Here is a 3,768-nt window from a genome sequence, read left to right on the forward strand (position 1 = left end):
CTCCAATCAGCGCTTGCCCTTGCCGATGTGGGCGATCGCCTCGATCTCGACCAGGATCTCGGGCGCGGCGAGCGCGCTCACCTCGACCAGGGTCGAGGCCGGGAAGTCGCCGGTGAAGAACTCGGCCCGCGCCTTCCACACCTTGGTGTTGTTCTTGATGTTGGTGACGTAGATCGTGACCTTCACCACGTCGGCCATGGCGCCGCCGGCCGCTTCGACCATGCCCTTGATCTTGTTGAAGATGAGCTTCGCCTGCTCGTACTCGTCCATCTTGGCGAGCTGCGCCGGATCGGTGCCGCGCGCGGTCATGCCCGAGACGTAGGCGATGCCGTCCGACACCAGGCAGTTCGACCAGCGCTCGGGCGGCGGCTCGGGCACGTGGGGCGATGTCACGCGGCGGATCATGGGCGTCTCCTTGTTTCGTTATTCGGGCTTCGCCCCCGTAGACTTCACCACCGGCGTCCACTTGTCGATCTCGGCCTGGATGAAGCGCGTCACCTCGGTGGGCGTCGCCGTGCTTGCCTCGGCGCCGATCTCCTCCCAGCGCTTGACCACGGCCGGCTCCTTCAGCACGGCCTGCATCTCGGTCGCCAGGCGATCGACGATCGGCTGCGGCGTCTTGGCCGGCACCGAGATGCCGAACCACGAATAGGAGATCAGGTCGGGATAGCCGAGCTCCTTCATGGTCGGCACGTCGGGGAAGGCGGGGCTGCGCTCCTCGCTGCTGACGGCGAGCGCGCGGACCTTGCCGGCCTTGATGTGCGGCGCGGCTGACGGCAGGGAATCGAACATCGAGGGCACGTTGCCGTTGATCGTGTCGACCATAGCGGGGCCGGCGCCGCGATAGGGCACATGGACCAGCGCGGCGCCGATGACCTGTTCGAGCTGCGCGCCCAGCAGATGGTTGCTCGAGCCCGCGCCCGAGGTCGCGTAGGCAAGCTTGCCGGGCTCGGCCTTGGCGATCTCGATGTATTCCTTGAACGTCTTGGCCTTGAAGCCTGGATTGACCACCAGGACGCTGGGATTGCGCGAGGCGATCGAGATATGGATGAAATCGCCCATCGGGTCGAAGTCGGCGCCGCCATAGAGCGTGGGCGAGATCGACAGGCCCGAGATCACCGACATCAAGAGCGTGTAGCCGTCGGGTGGCGCCTTGGCGACCAAAGCGGTGCCCACCATCGCGCCCTTGCCGGGCTTGTTGTCGACGATGATGTTCTGGCCGAGCCGCTGGCCGAGATATTCGGCCACCATGCGGGCGATGACGTCGGTCGTGCCGCCGGGCGCGTAGGGCACGACGAGCTTGATGGGTTTGCTCGGCCAGGCTTGTGCCTGGGCGGGCAAGGACATGGCTGCCACTGAGGCGGCGATGAATGTACGGCGAGGGATCATGCGGTGAATATAGCGTCGACGCCGGCAGCATAAAGGTTCCTCGCTACGCTCGGGATGACAGGGTGCGTTGATCACAAAACAACTGTCATCCCGAGCGTAGCGAGGGACCTTTCGTGGAAGGTGTGCTGTAGTCCGAACATGAGCGATCTGTTCCAAGCCCTGTTCGAACCGCGCCGCATCGCGCTGATCGGCGCCTCCGCCGATGTCACAAAGACGACCTCGCGGCCACAGCGCTTCCTGCGTAAGCACGGCTTCGTCGGCGAGATTCTGCCGATAAATCCTTCGCGCACCGAAATACTGGGCGAGAAGGCATATAGGGATCTCGATGCCGTCAGCGGCGACATCGATCACGCCTACATCCTGTTGAACGGCAAGGCCGCGGTCGACGCACTGGCAGCGTGTGGCCGGCGCGGCGTGAAGGTCGCCTCGATCCTGGCCGGCGGCTTCGCCGATGCCGGCGCGGCAGGTGCGTCGATGCAGGATGATCTCGCGCGCATCGTGCGCGAGACCGGCGTGCGGCTGGTCGGGCCCAACAGCATCGGCACGGTCAGCACCGATCCGGCCGTGGCGCTCACCGCCAACGCGGCCTTCGCCGTCGACAAGTTGCGATCGGGCAGCTGGGGCCTGGTAAGTCAGAGCGGCAGCCTGATCGGCGCCCTGCTGTCGCGCGCCGATGCACGCGGCATCGGCTTCTCGCGCCTGATCTCGGTCGGTAACGAAGTCGATCTCGCCGTCGGCGAGATCGCCGACATGATGGTCGACGATCCCAGGACCAACGCCATCCTGCTGTTCATGGAGACGCTGCGCGACGGCGAGCGGCTGGCGCGCGCGGCTCGGCGCGCGCATGAAGCGGGCAAGCCCGTGATCGCCTACAAGCTCGGCCGCTCCGACATCGGCCAGGAGCTCGCCAAGTCGCATACCGGCGCGATCGCCGGTTCCGACGCCACCTTCGACGCCTTCTGCCGTCGCCACGGCATCGTGCGCGTGTCGATGTTCGAATCGCTGATCGACGTGCCGGCCCTGCTGGTCGACCGCCCTCCGGCGAAGGGCAAGCGCGTCGCGGTCGCCACCACGACCGGCGGCGGTGCGGCCATGGTGGTCGACAACATGGCGATGGCGGGCCTCGACATCGCCGACCCGCCGCAGGCGCTGGTCGATTGGCTGAAGCCGTTGGGCATCGCGGCCGGCGAGGGCAAGCTCGTCGATCTCACCTTGGCCGGCGCCAAGCCCGAGATCGTGTCGGGCACCATCGAGCGCCTGTTGGCCGACGATGCCAACGACGCGGCGATCTTCGTCGTGGGCTCCTCGGCGCAGTTCAATCCCGAGCTCGCCGTCGAGCCGCTGCTGAAGTTCGCGAAGTCGGCGAAGCCCTTCGCCGTGGCGCTGACGCCGGCGGCCGACAAGTCGCTGGCCCTGCTGACGGCGGCCGGCGTGCCGGCCTTCCGCCATCCCGAGTCCTGCGCCGAGGCCATGGCAGCCTGCCTGCTGCGGCCCGCGCCGCAGCCCGTGCCGGCGCTCGCCGAGCCGACGCGCCGGGCGCTCGACGCGCTCGAGGCCGGCCGCGTCAACAGCTTCGACGAGCGCCGCGCGGCGGACTTCTTTGGGGCGCTCGGCGTGCCGCTCGCCAAAGCGCTCGCGATCCCCGACGCCAAGCGTGTCGCCGCCGCCGTAAACGAGATCGGGGCACCGGTGGTGCTGAAGATCCTGTCGCGCGACATCGCCCACAAGACCGAGGCCGGTGGCGTGGCGCTCGGCCTGCCCGATGGCCAGACCGCGGCGCTCGCCGCGCGCGAGATGGAAAAGCGCGTCAGGGCGCACAGCCCGCACGCCAAGCTCGACGGTTTTTTGATCCAGAAGATGGAGCGCGGCCTCGCCGAGGTGATTTTAGGCTTCCGGCGCGATCCGTTGGTCGGTCCGACCGTCACGGTCGGTCTGGGCGGCGTGCTGGCCGAGATCTACAAGGACGCCGCGACGCGTCTCGCTCCGGTCGACGAGGCCGAAGCAAAGCAGATGATCGATGAGGTGAAGGGCCTTGCCACCATTCGCGGCTATCGCAACCTGCCGCGTGGCGATGTCGCTGCGCTGGCCAAGGCGATCGCCGCCTTCTCGACCCTGGCCCACAAGGCTTTCGCCGATGTCTCGGAAGCTGAGATCAATCCGTTGCTGGTGAAGCGCGAAGGCGAGGGCGTCGTTGCGGTCGACGGCTTGGTACTGCTGCAGCCCTAGTAGCTCTGCACGGTGATTGTGACGGGCCTATGGGGAGCGATTCGAGGATCGGCAGATCGTGCTGGCTCATTCGGGATCGCGATGATGCGTCGGCGTTGAAAGCATTGCTGGCAGCTTGGGCCAGCGCCACAACGATGGCGTGGCCCTCTACGG

Annotated in this window: 3 protein-coding genes; 1 reads left to right on the forward strand and 2 read right to left on the reverse strand. The window is 67.2% G+C overall.

What is annotated here, in order from left to right; translation table 11 throughout:
* Positions 1 to 6: 6 nt before the first annotated feature.
* Positions 7 to 405 (reverse strand): RidA family protein, encoded by a 399-nt coding sequence (locus RSO01_RS43755; protein ID WP_147156908.1) that lies wholly within the window; start codon positions 403 to 405, stop codon positions 7 to 9.
* Positions 406 to 423: 18 nt separating this feature from the next.
* A complete protein-coding gene (locus RSO01_RS43760) occupies positions 424 to 1,389 on the reverse strand; it encodes a Bug family tripartite tricarboxylate transporter substrate binding protein (protein WP_147156909.1) in 966 nt (321 codons plus the stop codon).
* 138 nt (positions 1,390 to 1,527) lie between these two features.
* On the opposite strand from RSO01_RS43760, the gene RSO01_RS43765 reads away from it, so the two are divergent.
* Complete coding sequence (locus tag RSO01_RS43765) at positions 1,528 to 3,615, forward strand: acetate--CoA ligase family protein (protein ID WP_147156910.1); 2,088 nt, start codon at positions 1,528 to 1,530, stop codon at positions 3,613 to 3,615.
* Positions 3,616 to 3,768: the final 153 nt, after the last annotated feature.

This window comes from Reyranella soli, assembly GCF_007992495.1.
Lineage (GTDB): Bacteria > Pseudomonadota > Alphaproteobacteria > Reyranellales > Reyranellaceae > Reyranella > Reyranella soli.

Bases quoted from the DNA above. Each gene is read 5' to 3' on its own strand.
- RSO01_RS43755 (WP_147156908.1), bottom strand. From the start codon at position 405: ATGATCCGCCGCGTGACATCGCCCCACGTGCCCGAGCCGCCGCCCGAG.
- RSO01_RS43765 (WP_147156910.1), top strand. From the start codon at position 1,528: ATGAGCGATCTGTTCCAAGCCCTGTTCGAACCGCGCCGCATCGCGCTG.
- RSO01_RS43760 (WP_147156909.1), bottom strand. From the start codon at position 1,389: ATGATCCCTCGCCGTACATTCATCGCCGCCTCAGTGGCAGCCATGTCC.